This is a genomic window from Aliiglaciecola litoralis, from assembly GCF_039523355.1.
Classification (GTDB): domain Bacteria; phylum Pseudomonadota; class Gammaproteobacteria; order Enterobacterales; family Alteromonadaceae; genus Aliiglaciecola; species Aliiglaciecola litoralis.
Genome location: NZ_BAAAFD010000053.1, coordinates 1 through 598, shown reverse-complemented (window position 1 = coordinate 598; position 598 = coordinate 1). Strand labels below are relative to the sequence as shown.

Here is a 598-nt window from a genome sequence, read left to right as displayed (position 1 = left end):
TAACGCTTTGAATATGGGGCAAATATGAGCGCTTTGGCCGAAGGCCAGCGAGTATTTGTCCCAGTGAGTTTACGAACGACATAATTCATTTGTTATGTTCCAATTCTTTCGCGATTGCTCTCTGAACCTTTGGTTTTTTCAACAAATTTTCATAGCCATCAAACATTGAACCGACTGTTTCTTGAGGAATAAATTCAGAATTTGGTTTTGAATAAAACTTCATGGCGGCTTGAAATCTTGTCATCGCAATCCGCATGATCGAAGAAATTAATTCAGTGTTGTCATGTATTTCTGAAACATCCAAACAACCTTTCAACTTTGTTTTCTCTTTGCCATCCTCACCTTCGTATTCACTCACTGTTGTTTCCCAAGCTGTCCAATCAATTTTATGGTCGGGAAACTCTTTCTTTAGGTTCTCGAATAGTTGTGGGGCAAACACATTTTTAAGTACAAAGTCTCCTGTATTCTTATTGATTCGATTCATCTCATAAGACAGGCAGGAACCCAAAGGTACAGGTTGTTGAGCATAAGCGAAGCTACTTAAAAGAAACAAAAAGATAATGATTACTCGCAAGCTACCTCCTTGGAACATAACGCC

The 598-nt window shown here is 38.6% G+C and carries 1 protein-coding gene; it reads right to left on the bottom strand.

The window, feature by feature from the left end:
* Positions 1 to 85: 85 nt before the first annotated feature.
* On the bottom strand, positions 86 to 598 hold a 513-nt coding region (locus tag ABD036_RS19135), incomplete at its 5' end, for a hypothetical protein (RefSeq protein ID WP_343862807.1).